The organism is Candidatus Palauibacter soopunensis (genome assembly GCF_947581735.1).
GTDB classification, from domain to species: Bacteria; Gemmatimonadota; Gemmatimonadetes; order Palauibacterales; family Palauibacteraceae; genus Palauibacter; species Palauibacter soopunensis.
The window spans coordinates 67615-83702 of record NZ_CANPVT010000001.1 but is presented as its reverse complement, the minus strand read 5'-3'; the positions used below and the strand labels follow the sequence as shown (position 1 = coordinate 83702).

Sequence of the window (16088 nt, the reverse complement as noted above, 5' to 3'; positions counted from 1 at the left end):
CGTGCGGATGTCGTGAAGGGGTCCGGGGTTCCCCCGGCCAGAGAGTTTTTGTGAAGCAAAAACACATCTGGCTCCTCCGAAACCCCGCAAACGCGGGGACCCCCTGCGCGCGCCGTCTGATAACGCCCTCAACGCGAGCAGTCGAGGCCCTGCGAGCCGCCTGAGTCGCGTCGTACACGGCCGCCCAGGAGGGAGTCGGGCCAAAGGCCGCGAGTGGCGGAGAAGCCTTCGCTCCGCGATACTTCGTTCGCGCAGATCGTGCAGTCCATCGAGAGAGGAATCGAACGATGGCACGCACGAAACGAAGTCGGCGCTCGTACAGCGCCGGCGAGTGGGGCCGGAACCGGGTCCGGGTGTTTCCAGACCCCAAGACCGGCCTTTACCAGATGGAGTGGCGCGAGAACGGACGCAGGCTCAGCCGGTCGCTGAAGCACCGCGATTGGACTCGGGCCAAGAGGCAGGCCGACGAGGCCGCCGCGGGCTTCGCGGTTCACGAGCCCAACGGCAACGCCGAACCCGAGCCGCTCACGCTGGAAAGGCTCTTTGACATCTACGGTGAGGAGGTGACGCCGACCAAGGCCGACAGGTCGCGGCGATACGACCGGGTTGCGATGAGGATGTTCCTCGGGTTCTTCGGACTCGACCGCGATCCGGCGACCCTGTCGCAGCGCGATTGGGATCGCTTCATCCGGGCGCGGAGGGTCGGCAAGGTTGGACCCAGCGGCAAACCCGTGTCCGACCGGACAGTCGAGTTCGACCTGAGATTCCTGATCGCGGTCCTCAACTGGGCGTCGAAGTCCCGGGACGAGAACGGGAGGCTCCTTCTCGACTCGAATCCGCTGAGGGGCTTGAAGACGCCCAAGGAGAAGAACCCCACCCGGGTCGTCCTCTCCGACGAGGAGTACGGGGCGTTGCTCGGAGTCTCCCGGAAGGTGGACTGGAGGTTCCATGTCGCGCTCGTGCTGGCCCACGAAACGGGACACAGAATCGGCGCGATCCGTCAGCTTCGGTGGTCTGATATCGACTTCGACGACAGGACCATCGTCTGGCGGGCGGAGCATGAGAAGACCGGCTACGAGCACGTCACACCGATGACCGACGAGGCCGTCGTCGCCTTGGAAGAGGCTGCGCAACGCAGGTATCCCGACGCCGGGGACTCTCCGGTGTTGCCTGCCCCCAAGGACGCCTCGCGGTGCGCGGGCCTGTCGGCGGTCCGGTATTGGTGGGACAAAGCCCAATCGCTGGCGGGGCTCGAACCGAAGCGCGGGAGGGGCTGGCACTCGCTGAGGCGGAAGTTCGCGTCCGACCTAATGGCCCTTCCGCTGAAGGTGCTCTGCGAACTCGGTGGGTGGAAGGAAGCCCAGACGGTGCTGCGCTGCTATCAGCAGGCCGACGCTGGACAGCTCAGGAAGGCTCTGGAGAGCCGCCCGAGGGCTCGCGCCTGACCCAAGGCGAACGGCGGGAATCGAAAAGCGGGAAAACAGGGTATGATTCCCGTAAGATCAATGTTCACAGCAGATTGTGAACACGACTGCTTCCGCCGCAGTAGCAGACGTAGAGCCTGGACCGGTCGAGCGACGCCGTCGTCTCGGCGCTGATCTCCCGGTGCGGAAGGTTCACGGCGCCGGGGATGTGCTCGCGGGCGTAGGCTTCGGCGGACCGTCCGTCGATCACGACCACGGGGTCGTCCCGGTCCAGCGCTTCCTTGAGGTCCCACGCGTCCGTCTCGAAGGCCAGCTTCTGCCTGTAGTGGTCCATCTGGGCCGTGTTCATGTATCGCTCCGATTTGTCTGGAGGTTCGCGAGGTTCTTTCAGGAGCGGGGTGGCCGGCTGCAGGGGCCACGCTCGTAGTACCGTAGCACATGACCCGGTGCAAGTGCGGGCCGGTGATTGTCGCAAAGAGTTGTCGTTCATTGCGATGATCGCCAACGTTTATGCCATGAACGTCTACATCAACCTCCCGGTCGCCGACCTCGAACGCTCGCGGGCTTTTTTCGCTGCGCTCGGCTTCGCCTTCGATGACGATTTCAGCGACGAGGCGACGCTCGGGATGGAGCTCAACGGAAACTGCTACTGCATGTTCGTGACGCCCGAGAGGTTCTCGACGTTCACGCCGCGGCCGCTCGCCGACGCGCGCGAGGCGACGGAGGTCCTCGTCTCGCTCCAATTGGAGAGTCGCGAGGAAGTGGACGGCTTCATGGACACGGCGCTCGGGCACGGAGCGGACGAACCGCGGGAACCGATGGACTACGGCTTCATGTACGCGCGCGCCTTCGCGGACCCGGACGGACACATCTGGGAGCCGTTCTGGCTCGATCTCGAGGCGGCTCTCGCGGCCGGGCCCGTCGATGTCGGCGACAACGGGGCCTCGTGACGAAGCCACCGCCGTTCTCGACCCTTCTCGTTCTTCCGGTTCTGACCTCGCTTGCGGTCGCGCCGGCCCAGACTCCGTGCGAAGGCTGGCTGGCGGGACCGTTCTGGGAGCGGGCGGATCCGGCGACGGTGAGAACATGTCTTGCCGCCGGGTACAGCGTCGACGATCGGTCCACTCCCGACGAGCGGACACCCCTGCACTGGGCGGCCCGGTCCAGCGACGATCCCGGCGTGATCCGGGTGCTGATCGAGGCGGGGGCCGACCTGGAGGCCTCGACCCGCGCGCGTCGGACCCCCCTGCACTGGGCGGCCCGGTACAACCGGAACCCCGCCGTGGTAGGGGCGCTGCTGGAATACGGGGCGAACGTTTACGCCACGACCTGGCACGGCCGTACACCTCTTCACCTTGCCGCCCTGTTCAGCGAGAACCCGGCCGTCGTCGATTCACTCGCCGGCGTGACCGACGTAGACGTCCAAAAGCACAACGGAGGCACGCCGCTGCACGACGCCGCCAGACGAACCCGGGACGGCCCCACGGGACACCCGGATCCGGCCATCGTGGACGTGCTGATCCGGCACGGCGCGGACCTTTCGGTGGAGACCGAGGGCGGCCTTACTGCTGCGGGGCGGGCCAGGGACGAGCGCCTGGCCGGGATGTTGCAGGAAGAGGAGGCGCGCAGGGAGGCGATACGGGCGCGGTTCCTTCAGGCCGTGGCGGCGAGAGGTGCCGTAGGGGTCTTCGTCCTCGGCTTGCTGGGAGTTCTGGTCGCGCGATTCCGGAGGACGCGCCCGGGGGTCTCCGGCGCCTGAGCGGTAGAGGGATCCAGGAGAACTCGCTGGGAGACTCGCAGTTGCGACCCTTCGCCCGGCACGATATGTAGGTGTTCAAGCTATATTGTACTTCTACATATCGAAGAACGGATGAAGAAGTCGATCTACAAGGAGTTGGTCGCCGCCTCTTCGCGCCCCCTGGTGCTCTCGATCCTCGCGGGCGGCGACACGTACGGCTACGAGATCATCAAGCAGGTGAAGCGGCTCTCCGGCGGCGACCTGGAGTGGTCGGGCGGGATGCTCTATCCCCTCCTGCACCGGCTGGAGAAGGACGGCCTCATCGAAGGCTACTGGGAACCCACCGACGAAGGACGACCGCGTAAGTACTACACGCTGACGACCCGCGGGCGGCGGCAGCTGGCGACCGACCGGAAGAGCTGGCGGGCCGTGTACGGAATTCTGGAGCTATCCTGGCGAGGCGGCGATGTCTCGGCTGGATGACGAGATCCGGACGTGGCGCAGGGGCCTGGAGGCCGGGGGGCGGTTCTCACAACGCGAACTGGCTGAACTCGAGGACCACCTGCGGGCCCACGCGGCCGAGAATCCGGAGTCGGACGCCGCTCCGGCCGCCACCGCCGCGCTCGAGGCCGCCGCCCGGGAAGAACTCGGCGATCCCACCGTACTCTCACGGGAGTTCGCGAAGCAGGACAATCCGGCGTGGCGGCATCTCCTCCTGGCGGGCTGGGGGCTGTACGCGCTGTCGCTGTTTCTCTCGGACTTCGGCACCGTGGCGTTTGAGCCGTCGCACCCGGACTTCAGGATGTCGATCTCGTGGCAGGAGCTTCTGCCGCTCGCGCCGGTCTCCGTCCTGACCCTCGCTGCGCTCTCCACCCTGGTCATGATGTCCACGTCCCTGGCCTTCGGGCGCGCCCGACGCTCGGTCGACGCGTGGGTGGGGCGCGCCCTCGGAGCCATCGGTGGTTCAGCCCTTGTACTGGGCGCGTTCAACCTCCTCCGCCCCATTCCGATCCCCGTCGACGCCGAACTCGTCGTGCACGGCCACCTGGGTCCCGCCTACTGGGCGTGGTCGGCCTCCTTCGCGCTCGCGTCCGTTGCCCTGTGGCTGCGCGGTCGCGAGTGGGTCTCCCCCCCGCCGAAGGAATCGCCGAGGGAGTCGCCCAGGCAATCGCTGGCGTAACCGGGAATCGTGGAATGATCGGGATCCTCGCGGACACGACCCGCGATGCGGAACTCATGAGAGGGGCTGTCGTCGGCGGCGTTCGCGTGATCCACACGACAAACGACCTCGCGGCCGCCGACCTCGACATCGAGTGCCTGGTGTTCAGCTGCCGCAGCCGGCTCCTGGCGGAAAGGATCGCCCTCATACGCGAGGTCGAGCGGAAACTCCCGTGGGTTCCCGTGATCCTCGTCACGGACCGTGAAATCACCGTCGCGCGTCTTCTGAGCAGAGTGCAGGTGGCGGATCTCGTCTGGTTCGAGGATGTCGAGAGTCAGCTCGCCGCGCGCATCGAGTCCGCATGCGGCGCGTCCGCGTTGGAGCAACTCGCGGAGAAGATTCGGCGGTCGGCGGCGCCGCCGGCTCTCCGATCCGCCGTGGCATACAGCCTTAGGGAGGCCCGCCACACGCCCGTCCGCAACGTGCAGGAACTCGCGGCCGGCGTGGGCTGCGCTCCCGTCACGCTGTTTCAGCAGTTTCAGGCCCGCGCCCGGGGCCGGACGACGCTCAACCGGTTCCTCGGAGCCCTCGCCATCCTCCGGGCGCAGCAACTGCGAGCCACCGGCGCGAAGTGGAAGAATGTGGGCGCGCAACTCGGCCTCCCCCGAGAAACGCTCCGCCGGAAGGCGAAGCGGTGGCCGGGCTGCAATCTCCTGGATCTTGAACGCATCCCCGCGGACCAGCTCCTCGCCGCCTTCGCCTCCGAGCATTTCGCCCCCCTGCTCGACGGGTAGCCACCCGACGCCGGGGGCTGACACGGGTCTGGGGCCGGGAGTCGACGACGTGGCGGTCGGACCGCAGAACCTGCTCGCCGAAGGCGATCTGTATGGGATCCTCGGGATCGCATTGCCCGTGCTAATGGTCGGTATGGCCGCCGGCACGATAGTGATCAACTCCGCCACGCACTTGTCCAACGTTCGGCGGGCGAGCGCCAAACTCCAGTCCTGGCTGACGCTCAGCGACAGAGCCACGGAGAATCGGGCGGTTGCGCGCGACGTCTCGGCACGCGGCGTCGGCGCCGCACTCAACCGTTCTTATGGCCGACTGTGGCTCATCTTTCGGGTGAACCTCACTCGACGCAGGTACCTCGACGACGTCGAAACGATGCGGAGACGCAATCGCAAGGCGTTCATCGACGAGCATCTTCCTGCCCTCGAGAGCCAGGGAACGGGCAAACACAGAGATGTCGGCTCTCTGTTCCCCGGCCTGTGGGACGGAATCGGAGCGATTCGTGACAGGGGCTGCCGTCAGGCTCTCGTTGTCGGCGCCGCAACACCGGTCCTGGCATTCGCCATCGCGAAGGCGCAGGCCCCGTGGGTTGCCGCCAGGCTCGCGGAATACGGCACTGCGACCGTGGTGCTGGCGATGCTCCTCCTGGTCGCGGTCGTGTACGCTCTGGGCGGGATCCTGCTGCGGTGGTGTCGAACGGATCGACGCACCGCGACAGGGGCGTTCGCCTGGGCGAGCTTGATTCCACTTTATCTTGGCCTGACCGCCATCGAGTCGAGTGCGCTGGGGATGCCCGGCAACGACAGGCTCTACGATTGGCAGACCGTCAACATGGTGACGATCTGTGCGGTGACGATGTTGGTGGTCCGGAAAGTGCTGTACCATCGATACTGTGCCATCGCGACGGCCGTCGATGAGAATCGCGCGAAGGAATACCGCATTGTCGGCGAAACCATATGGTTCGCCTCGGACGGCGGGCCTCTCGAGGCGCGGCTGCGTATCCTGATAAGTGCCTGCTACGTGTTCGTCGTCGTTCATCTTCTTGTGCCTCCGATCCACGACATAGTGATTTGTGGAACGACGTGCGGAGACCTCGTTACAGTCACGACGGTTGCCGCGGTGACGCTCATGGTGCCGCTCGTGGCGGCGTTCATGGATGGAAGAGCGCAAATCCCGTAACGCGGCACGGTTCGTCACCGCAAGCGGAAGGTGTGCCTGCGCGTCCCCCTGATCCTACTGTAAAGGGCTCCTGCTTCACCCGACGCGGCTTCGCGGTTTCGCCGGAGGGCGAACCCGGGGGTCCGGCGGAGGAACCCGTGATCCGGGGGACAGTGACGATGGAGAACCGGAACCCGCGCAGCATGGGGCGGCGCGCCTTTCTTGGCGCCGCGGCCGGCTTCGCGCTTGGCGCCACGAGTGTCGCGGGTCGAGTCCGGGTGGCGCCGGCGCGGCGCCCTCAGTCCGATCCGTTCGTCATCAACATGCTCGGCGGGATCCGGAACCCCAATCGCCGCGGTTCGCGGGGTCCGCTCGGCGGCGACCCGGCGGACGGGCCGCTCACGCTGGATGAGCGGGCGCTCTCCGACGCCCTCGACTCGGGCACCGCCGCCGTCAACACGACGATCGGCTACGTGGCGGGCCCGCAGGAGCCGTTCGAGTACTCCGTCGCCGAGGTCGCGCGCTGGAACCGGATCATCCGGAATCATCCGGAGGCGCTCCTCAAGGTCTGGTCTGCGGCCGACATCGAGCGCGCGGCCCGCGACCGCAGGGTCGGCATCATCCAGGGCTTCCAGAACGCGGCCATGATGGGGGACGACGCGGGGCGCGTCGCCGTCTTCGCCGGCCTCGGCGTCAGGATCATCCAGCTCACGTACAACGGCGCGAACCAGCTCGGGCACGGATCGATGGTGCCGGAGAACGGCGGCCTCACCGATTTCGGGCGGGACGCGGTCGCCGAACTCAACGCCACCCGGACGCTGGTGGATCTCAGCCACAGCGGCGAGCGGACCTGCCTGGACGGGATCGACGCTTCCGCGGCGCCGATCGCGATCACGCACACCGGCTGCCGCGCGGTGACGGACCTTCCCCGCAACAAGACGGACCGGGAACTGCGGCTCGTCGCCGAGGGCGGCGGGTTCGTCGGGATCTACTTCATGCCCTTCCTCGCGGCCGACGGCATGGCCGTCGCGGAGGACGTGGTGCGGCACATCGAGCACGCGGTGCAGGTGTGCGGGGAGGAACACGTCGGCATCGGCACCGATGGCGGCACGACGGCCGTGGACGATCTCGATGCCGCGTACGAGGCGGCGCGCCGGGAGGTCGAGGCCCGGCGCAGGGCGGGGATCAGCGCGGCGGGCGAGCGCCCCGGCGTCGTCCCCTTCATCCCGGATCTTCAGGGCCCGGACCAGTTCCGGAAGCTGGCCGGCATGCTCGGGGCGCGCGGACACTCGTCGGAGCGCATCGAGCGGATCCTGGGGCTGAACGCGCTGCGCGTCCTGCGCGACGTATGGGGAGAATGATGGCGTCGAGAGGGGTCGCGACGACGGCGTTGGCGGCGCTCGCCGCGCTGGCCGCGCCTCTCGCGGGCCAGTCGCGGAGCGGGGAACCGCCGCGGAATCCGAACGCGGAGCCCGAGACGACCATCTACGAAGGGGTCTCGGTGATGGACGGCACCGGGGCGCCGCTCATGCCGGACATGTCGATCGTCGTCCGCGATGGACGGATCGCGGCGCTCGCGCCGACGGATGAACTGTCCCTCGACGCCTGGCCCGAGGCCGAGGTCGAGGATGCGCGGGGGCTGTACGTCATCCCCGGACTGATCGAGAGCCACACGCACCTCGCCACGCGCGCGGACCGGGCCGCGGCCGAGTTCGAACTCAACCGCTTGATCTACGGCGGCGTGACGACGGCCCGGGACATGGCAGGCGACGTGCGCGCGCTCGCGGAACTCCAGCGGGCGGCGCTGGTCGGCGAGATCCCGTCGCCCGACATCCACTACGCGGCGCTGGTCGCGGGCGAGTCCTTCTTCGTCGATCCGCGCACGCGGTCTTCGTCGATGGGTGAAGTGCCCGGCCGCGTCCCCTGGCTGCAGATCGTCGATGACGAGACGGATCTGGTGGAAACGATCGCGCTGGCCCGGGGCACGTGGGCGACGGGACTGAAGACCTATGCCTCGATCGAAGGCCCCCTCCTGGCGCGGATCGCGGCGGAGGCCCGGCGCCAGGGGATCCCCGTCTGGTCCCACACCCACGTCGGCCCGGCCCTTCCGATGGATGTCGCGAGGGCGGGGGTCACGTCGATGTCCCACGTGTGCAGTCTGGCGAGCGCCGCGATCCCCGACGAAGTGATCGAGGAGGCGCTGGCCGGACGCCGCTCCGGCATGGTCCAGGTGGACCTGGACGATCCGCGCATCGATGCGGTCCTCGAGGAGATGAAACGCCAGGGCACGGTGCTGGACGCGACGCTCAAGGTCGGCTTTTTTCGCCAGGAGATGACGATGGCTCGGGACAGCGCCGCCGCGCCTCCCGCCCGGAGGCCCGCTGCCGCGAGGCCCGACGCCCCGGGGGAAGGGCCGGACGCCCCGCCTCCCGATCCGCGCCGGCGAGGCGTCCGGGCCGCATGCAGCGCCGAGGAAAGCGTCGGCCTCACCCGCCGCGCCCACGAGGCCGGCGTCCTGATCGCGGCGGGCACCGACGCGCCGCCGGCCGCGGGCTCCGAATGGCCCGCCCTCTACGATGAGTTGGCCTACCTCCACGAGCGCGTCGGCATGCCCATGGCCGACGTCATTCGGGCCGCCACGCGCAACGGCGCGCTCGCGCTCGGTCTCGCAGAGGACATCGGGACGGTCGAGGAAGGGAAGTACGCCAACCTCGTCTTCCTGGAAGAGGATCCCACGGCAGGCGTCGAAAACGTCAAGTCCATACGCTTCACACTCAAGCGCGGCCGCCGCTTCGACCGCGACGAATTCGAACTCGGAACCCCGCCCCGCCGATGAAAGTGGGGCCGGGCGGGCGGATCCTCATCGGGATGCTCGCCGGCGTCGTTCTGGGGGCCGTCCTCGGCGAGCGCGTCGCCGCGATCCAGCCGCTCGGCGACCTCTTCATCACGCTTCTCGTTCTGGTCGCCGCGCCCCTCGTCTTCTTCAATCTCCTCGCGGGTCTCACCTCGCTGGCGGATCTGCGCACGCTCGGGCGGCTCGCCGGCAAGACCGTCGGATTCTTCCTCACGACGGAACTCGTCGCGCTCTCGCTCGGGCTGGGCGCCATGGCGCTCCTGCGCCCCGGCGCCGGGTTGCGGCTCACGGAGACGGTCACGGAGACGGCGCCGGAGACCGTCTCGGGGGCGGTGGGGGAGGCGCCTTCGGCCGCCGATGTCCTCCTCGACATGATCCCGACGAACGTCGTGCGTGCCTTCGCCGAGGGGAACGTCGTGCAAATCGTCATTCTCGCGCTGATGCTGGGGATCGCGACCATGGCTCTGGGGGACGGCCCGCGCGCTCGCCTCGCCACCCTCTTCGAGGATCTGGCGGGGCTCTTCCGGCGGCTCGTCCACATGGTCCTGTGGGTCGCCCCGGTCGGGATCGGCGCCCTCGTCGCGGTCACGGTGGGCCGCTACGGGGCCGACCTGATCGGCCCGACGGCGCGCTTCCTCGCGGGAGTGTGGGGAGCGCAGATCGTCATCGTGACCGGGTACATGCTCCTGCTCAGGTTCTTCAGCGACTATCGGCCGGCCCGGTTCCTGCGGGCCACGGGTTCGCTGTGGGCCACGACCGCCGCCACGACGTCCAGTCTCGCCTCGCTCTCGGTCGGACTGGAAACCGCCGGACGTCTCGATCTCCCGCGCCGCGTCTACTCCTTCGTCCTCCCGCTCGGGGCGCAACTCAACAAGGACGGGACCTCGGTCATGCTCGCGGCGGTCCTCCTCTTCACGGCGCAGGCGGCCGGCGTCACCTTCTCCCCGGCGGACTTCGTCACGATCCTGCTTCTGGGCATGCTGCTCTCGCACGGGACGGGCGGGGTTCCGGGAGGCGGGTTCGTCGTCGCGCTCATCTACGTTCAGGCGCTGAACCTGCCCATCGAGGTCGCGGCGATCGTCGGCGGGATCTACCGTCTGGTCGACATGAGCAACACAACGGTGAACATCATGGGCGACATGGTCGGCGCAGCGCTCGTCGCTCGCTCCGAAGCGAGGCGAGCGTGAGGCGGAGCCCGATGGCGATCCGGAGGCGCCCATGAACCCGGATGTGAGAGCGCTCTTCCCCGGCGCGAGCGAGCAGCCCTACTTCGACATCTCCGCGAACTCGCTGATGGCCGAGCCGGTGCGGGCGGCGATCGAGCGTCATCTGGGTGGGAGGACGTCGGGGCGGGGCGACAAGACGGAGATGGTGGCCACCGTCAATCGCGCGCGGTCGTCGTTCGGAGCCCTCATCGGCGCGGCCGCGGACGAGGTCGCGATCACGAAGAATGTCTCCGACGGTCTCAACCTGTTCGGCGCGAGCCTCCCGTGGCAGGCGGGCGACAACGTGGTGCTGTGCCCCGCGCTCGAGCACCCGAACAACATCTACCTCTGGTACAGCCTCGTCCGCACGCACGGGATCGAGGTGCGGCCGGTCGCGCCGGAGGACGGGCACGTTCCGGTCGAGGCGATGGCCGCGGCGATGGACGAACGCACGCGGCTCGTGACGATCCCGAGCATCACCTTCGCGCCGGGGTTCGTGACCGACATGAAGGCGATCGCGGCCGCGGCCCGGAGGGTCGGGGCGCTGACGCTGGTGGACGCGGCGCAATCGATCGGCGCGCACCGCACGGACGTCAACGAACTCGGCGTCGATGCGCTGGCCGTCGCGGCGCAGAAGGCCCTCCTCTCGGTGTACGGGTTCGGCTTCCTGTATGTGCGGCGCGAGGTGGCCGAGACGTTGACGCCGGTGCACGTGGCGCGGTTCGGGATCGAACTCGACGCGCACGAGACGGCGTACTCGGACGATGAACTCCGCTTCCGCCCGGGCGCCCTCCGCTTCGACGTGGGCAACTACAACTATCTCGGGGCGGCGGCGACCGATGCGGCGCTGGACCTGCTGGGCGGTTGGGGCGTGGCGCGCATCGAGGCGCATGTGCGCAGTCTGGCGGCCCGTCTCGTCAATGGACTGCTGGACCTCGGCCTTCCGGTCGTCGGCGGGAGTCCGGGACCCCACCTGGCGCACATCGTCTCGGTCGGCGAGAGCGGCGGCGGCCGCCACTACACGGCCGACGACCCCGCCATGAACTCGCTCTACGACCACCTGACCGCCGCCGGCATCCGCCTCGCGATCCGCACCGGCATGCTCCGCTTCTCCATCGGCGTCTACAACGACGAGTCCGACATCGACCGCGTCGTAGAGGCCGCCGAAGCGTGGTGTGCTCGCACACGGTATGGTCAGGCGGTCAGGGAGGACGACAATGGCTACTGATTCCGGCCGTCCCGCACTCGATCGGCGGGCGTTCATGGCGTCGTTGTCGGCGCTCGGGTTGGGCGGGACGGCGCTTCCGGCCGCGCTGTGGGCGCGCACCAACCAGGGGCAGGAGGCCGTCACCCGGGCCGATATCAGCGCCGCCGTGCGCGTCGCCGGACTCGACTTCAGCGAGGATGAGGTCGAACTCATGGTGGAGGAGGTGAACGCGATGCGGGAGCGGTACGCGCAGCTCCGCACGATGGGGATGCCGAACTCCGTCGTCCCCGCCCTCCACTTCGATCCCGTGCTTCCGGGAACCTCCTATCCGGCCCCATCCGCGTCGACCGTCTTCCGCTACACGCGTCCCCGGGGCCTCGAGCGGCCCGCCAATCTCGAGGAACTCGCGTTCCGACCGGTGACCGACCTGGCTCAACTGGTCCGCGCGCGGCAGGTGACGTCGACCGAACTCACGGAGATGTACCTGGGTCGGCTGCGCGCCCACGGCGATACGCTGCTGGCCGTGATCGCGCTCACCGAGGACCTCGCCATGCGGCAGGCGGCGCGCGCCGACGCCGAGATCGCGCGGGGATACTACCGGGGGCCGCTGCACGGGATCCCCTGGGGGGCCAAGGATCTTCTTTCCGAGGACGAAACGCTCACGACGTGGGGCGCCAAGCCCTACGAAGACCAGTACATCCCCGAAGACTCCACCGTGGGGCGGAAGCTCGAGGAAGCGGGCGCGGTGCTCGTCGCGAAGCTCACGCTGGGGGCGCTGGCGCGCGGGGATGTGTGGTACGGGGGGCTGACGCGGAACCCGTGGAACCTCGAGCAGGGGTCGAGCGGGTCTTCCGCCGGGTCCACGGCGGCCGTCGTGGCGGGGCTCGTCGGATTCGCGATCGGGAGCGAGACGCTGGGTTCCATCGTCTCTCCCTCCACGCGCTGCGGCGCCTCGGGGCTCCGGCCCACCTTCGGGCGGGTGAGCCGGGCGGGGGCGATGGCCCTCTCGTGGTCCATGGACAAGCTGGGGCCGATCTGCCGCAGCGTGGAGGACTGCGCGATCGTGCTCGACGCGATCCAGGGATCGGACGACCAGGATCCGACGGCGCGCGACGTGGCCTTCGACTGGGACCCGGAGCGGCCGCTCTCGGACCTGCGCGTCGCCTACGTGCCGTCCGCGTTCGAAGAGGAGCGGGAGGATGTGGAGTGGAAGGCGTTCGATGAGACGTCGCTGGAGGTTGTACGCGGGCTCGGGATCGACCCGGTGCCCGTCGAACTCCCGGACGACCTCCCCTACGACGCGATGCGGATCATCCTCAGCGCGGAGCAGGGGGCGGCGTTCGACGACCTGATCCTGAGCGGGCGGGAAGACGATCTCGTGCTGCAGGGGGAGAACGCGCGCCCCAACATCATGCGCACGGGGCGCATGATCCCCGCGTCCGAGTACATCCAGGCGAACCGGCTGCGCACGATCGCCATGCACCGCTTCGCGCGGGCGATGGAGGGGATCGACGTCGTCGTCACGCCGAGCTTCGGGGGGTCGATGCTCCTGCTCACGAACCTCACGGGCCACCCGCAGGTCGTGATCCCGAACGGATACCGCTCGGAGGACGGGACGCCGACGAGCATTTCGTTCGTCGGCAAGCTGTTCGGCGACGCGGAGGCGCTGCGGCTCGCGAAGGCGGTGCAGGACGCGACGGAGCACCACCTGCAGCGTCCGCCGCAGTTCGCTTCGTGAGCCCGGCAGCCGGGAACGGAGCCGACGATGCCGCCGCGAACGGGGCCGCGAACGGGGCGGGGAAGGTGATCGACCTTCGCAGCGACACGGTGACGCGCCCGACGGAGGCGATGCGGGCGGCGATGGCGGCGGCGCCCGTGGGTGACGACTGCTACGGCGACGACCCGACGGTGCTCGAACTGGAGCGGCGGACGGCGTCGATCCTCGGCAAGGAAGCCGCCATGTACGTGCCGACGGGGACGATGAGCAACCAGCTCGCCCTGCGGGCGCACACGGAGCCGGGCGACACTGTGCTCATCGGTCCGGGAGCGCACATCTGGTTCGGCGAAGGGGGCGCGCCGTCGCCGATCTCCGGGGTCGTCATCCGGCCGCTCGAGGGCGAACGCGGCATGTTCGGCGCGGCGACGCTGCGGGCGGCGCTCAATCTCGACATGGGGACCGTGCGCGCGCGCATGCAGTCGCCCGTGCGGCTGGTGTGCGCCGAAAACACGCACAATGGGGCGGGCGGCGCCGTGTGGCCGCCGGACCTCCTGCGCGAGATGCTCGCCGCCGCGCGCGAAGCCGGCCTCGCGACCCACCTCGACGGCGCCCGGCTGTGGAACGCGACCGCGGCCACCGGCATCCCCGAGGCGGAGTTCGCGGCGGGCTTCGACACGGTGAACGTCTGCTTCTCCAAGGCGCTCGGTGCCCCGCTGGGTTCCGTCCTCGCCGGCCCGGCCGATCTCATCGAGCGCGCCCGCCGCTTCAAGCAGCTCTACGGCGGCGGCTTCCGGCAGGCGGGGATCGTCGCCGCGGGCGCCCTGTACGCGCTCGAACACCACCGCGGGCGGCTGGCGGAGGACCACGCCCGGGCGAGGACGCTGGCCCGTGGGCTCGCCGCGATCCCCGGCCTGGCGGTCGACGTCGAAGCCGTGGAGACGAACATCGTCCGCTTCCGGACGGCAGCGGTCGATGCGCCGAAGTTCGCGGCCCGCTGCCGCGAGAACGGAGTCCTGCTGAACGCCTACAGCCGGCGGGACCTGCGGGTCATCCCCCACCTCCACACGACGGATGACGATGTGGCGGGGGCGCTGGACGTGTTCCGGGCGGCCGCGGCGGCCTAGCGTCGCGGCCTAGCCTTCATTCCCGAGCGCGACGGCGACTTCGGCGTCGATCGCGGCGGTGATCTCGTCCGAGCGCTCCGAGCCGAGGAGGACGGCGATCCAGCGCGTGGACTCGTTCGTCCCCAGCACGATGCGGAACATCACCGTGAGCGGCACCGACAGCAGCATCCCCACGGGTCCCAGGACCCAGCCCCAGAAGACGAGCGAAGCGAAGACGACAAGCGTCGACAGGCCTACGCTGTACCCCATGACCTTCGGTTCGATGAGGTTGCCCCAGAGGACGTTGACGACGAGGAACCCGGCCGCGGCGGCGATCGCCGTCCCGACCCCCATCGTGAGCCACGCGACCAGCACCGCCGGCACGGCCGCGATGAAGGACCCGATGTTGGGTACGTAGTTCAGCAGGAACGCGACCACGCCCCACAGAATCGGGTAGTTGACGCCCAGAAGCGCCATGAGCCCCGCGACGCAGAGGCCGGTGCCGAGGCTGACGATCGTTTTGAGCACCACGTAGCGCCGGACCGCGGTCCCGACCTTCTCCCAGTTCTCCCGCGCCTCCGTCGCATCCGCCTCGCCCAGGGCGACCCGCACCTTGGTGGGGAAGCTCGAGACCTCGAGCAGCATGAAGACCATCGTGAGGATGATCAGGAACCCGTTGGCAAGGATGAATCCCAGGTTCTCGAGGAGCTGCCGCATCAGGCCGAGCATCCAGCTCGGCGAGATCGAGATGAGTTCGTCGGCATCGAGCACGGGCGACTGGAGCCCGAAACGCACCATGTAGTCGCTCAGCGTCGCCTCGACCGTCTCGATCTGCTCCGCAAAGAGCCGGTCGAGTTGCGCCTCCGAGCGGCCGAGTTCGACGACGGGGGTCACGATCAGGCCCCCCGCCACCGTCCCGAGGGCGAGGATGACGAGCACCAGGGCGAGAACCGCGACGGACTTGGGAATCCTGTGGTCCGTCATCCAGCGGAGCGGCGTGGAGCACAGGATGGTGAGAAAGAGCGCGAGCACGAAGGAGACCACAAGCGGGGCGGCGGCCCGCATCCCGGCCACGATGATGACGAAGGCCGCGAGGTTCAGGAGGGTCCGGTGTACTCGTGTCGCGTCGTCGCGCATCACACGAGGGTGCGGGCCGAAGCGAGTCGAGGCAACCCCGCATACGGGTGGTGCCGACACTGGATCGTCGTTGCAGCGCGCGCCTTTCCGCGGATAACTTCGACCGTTCCCTCGTGACCGCGAACTTCCGGGACGAACTCCCGAGACGAACTGCCGAGAAGAAGCGCTTGACCGAACCGAAGATCCGTGTGCTCGTGGCCAAACCGGGGCTGGACGGCCACGACCGGGGTGCGAAAGTGATGGCGGCCGCCCTGCAGGACGCGGGAATGGAGGTCATCTACACGGGACTCCACCAGACGCCCGAGATGATCGCCGCCACCGCGCTCCAGGAGGACGTGGACGTCGTGGCGCTCTCGATCCTGTCGGGGGCGCACATGACGCTCTTCCCGCGGGTAAAATCGCTCCTCGACGGCCAGGGGATGAACCGCGTGCTCCTCACCGGAGGAGGGATCATCCCCGCCGAGGACGTGGAGGCGCTGAACGACCTCGGCGTCGGCCGCCTCTTCGGTCCGGGGACCTCCACCTCCGAAGCCGTCGACTACATCCGCGCCTGGTTCGAGGAGAACGGGCGCGAGGCCTCCGGGGCGAAAGGCTAGC

General features: G+C 68.9%; 16 protein-coding genes and 1 pseudogene. 15 read left to right on the top strand and 2 right to left on the bottom strand.

The genetic code is table 11. From position 1 onward, the window contains the following. Positions 1–353: 353 nt before the first annotated feature. Positions 354–1445 (top strand): site-specific integrase, encoded by a 1092-nt coding sequence (locus RN901_RS00335; protein WP_310754674.1) that lies wholly within the window; start codon positions 354–356, stop codon positions 1443–1445. Positions 1446–1509: 64 nt separating this feature from the next. On the opposite strand, the gene RN901_RS00330 is transcribed toward RN901_RS00335, so the two are convergent. Continuing rightward, complete coding sequence (locus RN901_RS00330) at positions 1510–1773, bottom strand: rhodanese-like domain-containing protein (RefSeq protein ID WP_310754672.1); 264 nt, start codon at positions 1771–1773, stop codon at positions 1510–1512. Between the two features lie 145 nt (positions 1774–1918). Between RN901_RS00330 and RN901_RS00325 the strand changes: the two genes are divergently transcribed. The 13 genes and pseudogenes from RN901_RS00325 to RN901_RS00270 all read left to right on the top strand — a co-directional run bounded on the left by RN901_RS00325 (position 1919) and on the right by RN901_RS00270 (position 14375). Next, positions 1919–2374, top strand: a complete 456-nt coding sequence (locus RN901_RS00325) for a VOC family protein (protein WP_310754671.1) — start codon at positions 1919–1921, stop codon at positions 2372–2374. Continuing rightward, complete coding sequence (locus RN901_RS00320) at positions 2371–3183, top strand: ankyrin repeat domain-containing protein (RefSeq protein WP_310754670.1); 813 nt, start codon at positions 2371–2373, stop codon at positions 3181–3183. Before RN901_RS00325 ends, RN901_RS00320 begins: the two co-directional genes overlap by 4 nt. A gap of 111 nt (positions 3184–3294) precedes the next feature. After that, positions 3295–3645, top strand: a complete 351-nt coding sequence (locus tag RN901_RS00315; RefSeq protein WP_310754668.1) for a PadR family transcriptional regulator — start codon at positions 3295–3297, stop codon at positions 3643–3645. Beyond that, the gene (locus tag RN901_RS00310) at positions 3629–4342 is read left to right on the top strand and encodes a hypothetical protein (RefSeq protein ID WP_310754667.1); all 714 of its coding nucleotides are present in this window, start codon (positions 3629–3631) and stop codon (positions 4340–4342) included. The genes RN901_RS00315 and RN901_RS00310 overlap by 17 nt, the downstream gene beginning before the upstream one ends. Before the next feature lie 14 nt (positions 4343–4356). Then, the gene (locus RN901_RS00305; protein ID WP_310754665.1) at positions 4357–5115 is read left to right on the top strand and encodes a hypothetical protein; all 759 of its coding nucleotides are present in this window, start codon (positions 4357–4359) and stop codon (positions 5113–5115) included. Positions 5116–5164: 49 nt separating this feature from the next. After that, complete coding sequence (locus RN901_RS00300) at positions 5165–6289, top strand: hypothetical protein (RefSeq protein ID WP_310754664.1); 1125 nt, start codon at positions 5165–5167, stop codon at positions 6287–6289. 137 nt (positions 6290–6426) lie between these two features. Continuing rightward, a complete protein-coding gene (locus tag RN901_RS00295; RefSeq protein ID WP_310754663.1) occupies positions 6427–7629 on the top strand; it encodes a membrane dipeptidase in 1203 nt (400 codons plus the stop codon). Further along, positions 7629–9104 carry an amidohydrolase family protein gene (locus RN901_RS00290; protein ID WP_310754661.1) on the top strand — a complete coding sequence of 492 codons (1476 nt, stop codon included), beginning with the start codon at positions 7629–7631 and terminating at the stop codon, positions 9102–9104. Before RN901_RS00295 ends, RN901_RS00290 begins: the two co-directional genes overlap by 1 nt. Beyond that, positions 9101–10309, top strand: coding sequence for a dicarboxylate/amino acid:cation symporter (locus RN901_RS00285; protein WP_310754660.1), 1209 nt, complete (start codon positions 9101–9103; stop codon positions 10307–10309). The genes RN901_RS00290 and RN901_RS00285 overlap by 4 nt, the downstream gene beginning before the upstream one ends. A 31-nt stretch (positions 10310–10340) precedes the next feature. Next, positions 10341–11555, top strand: a complete 1215-nt coding sequence (locus RN901_RS00280; protein ID WP_310754659.1) for an aminotransferase class V-fold PLP-dependent enzyme — start codon at positions 10341–10343, stop codon at positions 11553–11555. Then, entirely contained in the window at positions 11545–13272 is a 1728-nt protein-coding gene (locus tag RN901_RS00275; RefSeq protein ID WP_310754657.1) for an amidase, read from the top strand. Before RN901_RS00280 ends, RN901_RS00275 begins: the two co-directional genes overlap by 11 nt. 31 nt (positions 13273–13303) lie before the next feature. After that, positions 13304–13417, top strand: a pseudogene (locus RN901_RS14955) (30S ribosomal protein S6); the annotation flags it as partial. Then, entirely contained in the window at positions 13383–14375 is a 993-nt protein-coding gene (locus tag RN901_RS00270; RefSeq protein WP_345782334.1) for a GntG family PLP-dependent aldolase, read from the top strand. The pseudogene RN901_RS14955 and the gene RN901_RS00270, both read left to right, overlap by 35 nt. Before the next feature lie 9 nt (positions 14376–14384). Here the strand turns inward: RN901_RS00270 and RN901_RS00265 are convergent, their stop codons facing one another. After that, positions 14385–15491 (bottom strand): AI-2E family transporter, encoded by a 1107-nt coding sequence (locus tag RN901_RS00265; RefSeq protein ID WP_310754655.1) that lies wholly within the window; start codon positions 15489–15491, stop codon positions 14385–14387. A 167-nt stretch (positions 15492–15658) separates the two neighbouring features. Here RN901_RS00265 and RN901_RS00260 point away from each other — a divergent pair, with 167 nt between their 5' ends. Then, positions 15659–16087, top strand: coding sequence for a cobalamin B12-binding domain-containing protein (locus RN901_RS00260; RefSeq protein WP_310754653.1), 429 nt, complete (start codon positions 15659–15661; stop codon positions 16085–16087). The last annotated feature ends 1 nt before the right edge of the window (position 16088 follow it).

Bases quoted from the DNA above. Each gene is read 5' to 3' on its own strand.
- RN901_RS00330 (WP_310754672.1), bottom strand. From the start codon at position 1,773: ATGAACACGGCCCAGATGGACCACTACAGGCAGAAGCTGGCCTTCGAG.
- RN901_RS00325 (WP_310754671.1), top strand. From the start codon at position 1,919: ATGATCGCCAACGTTTATGCCATGAACGTCTACATCAACCTCCCGGTC.
- RN901_RS00315 (WP_310754668.1), top strand. From the start codon at position 3,295: ATGAAGAAGTCGATCTACAAGGAGTTGGTCGCCGCCTCTTCGCGCCCC.
- RN901_RS00310 (WP_310754667.1), top strand. From the start codon at position 3,629: ATGTCTCGGCTGGATGACGAGATCCGGACGTGGCGCAGGGGCCTGGAG.
- RN901_RS00305 (WP_310754665.1), top strand. From the start codon at position 4,357: ATGATCGGGATCCTCGCGGACACGACCCGCGATGCGGAACTCATGAGA.
- RN901_RS00290 (WP_310754661.1), top strand. From the start codon at position 7,629: ATGGCGTCGAGAGGGGTCGCGACGACGGCGTTGGCGGCGCTCGCCGCG.
- RN901_RS00285 (WP_310754660.1), top strand. From the start codon at position 9,101: ATGAAAGTGGGGCCGGGCGGGCGGATCCTCATCGGGATGCTCGCCGGC.
- RN901_RS00280 (WP_310754659.1), top strand. From the start codon at position 10,341: ATGAACCCGGATGTGAGAGCGCTCTTCCCCGGCGCGAGCGAGCAGCCC.
- RN901_RS00275 (WP_310754657.1), top strand. From the start codon at position 11,545: ATGGCTACTGATTCCGGCCGTCCCGCACTCGATCGGCGGGCGTTCATG.
- RN901_RS00270 (WP_345782334.1), top strand. From the start codon at position 13,383: ATGCGGGCGGCGATGGCGGCGGCGCCCGTGGGTGACGACTGCTACGGC.
- RN901_RS00265 (WP_310754655.1), bottom strand. From the start codon at position 15,491: ATGCGCGACGACGCGACACGAGTACACCGGACCCTCCTGAACCTCGCG.